Source organism: Alcanivorax sp. HI0083, from assembly GCF_001635175.1.
The window spans coordinates 1-256 of sequence record NZ_LWFX01000734.1 but is presented as its reverse complement, the minus strand read 5'-3'; the positions used below and the strand labels follow the sequence as shown (position 1 = coordinate 256).

At 55.5% G+C, this 256-nt stretch carries 1 pseudogene; it reads right to left on the bottom strand.

Going from position 1 to position 256, the window contains the following annotated elements:
- Positions 1 to 256, bottom strand: a pseudogene (locus tag A3754_RS07210) (amino acid permease); the annotation flags it as partial.

The following is a 256-nucleotide window of genomic DNA, read 5'->3' as shown; positions in this document are numbered from 1 at the left end:
TGCCATAGGCTTTGTGCAGGTACATGCCTATGCCCCCGGCTGACGGGTAGGCATTGGAAATTTTGATGTAGGAATAGGCACTGAAGCTTACGATTACCGCCGCGGCCAGAAACGCCAACGGGAAAAGAACGCCAGTCATCTGCGCCATCTGCCCGGTAAGGGCGAAGATACCGGCGCCAATCATGACACCGGTGCCCAGCATAACAGTTCCCGGAAGTGTAAGACTGCCTTTCTGATAGCGCGTGGTTCTGTCGTG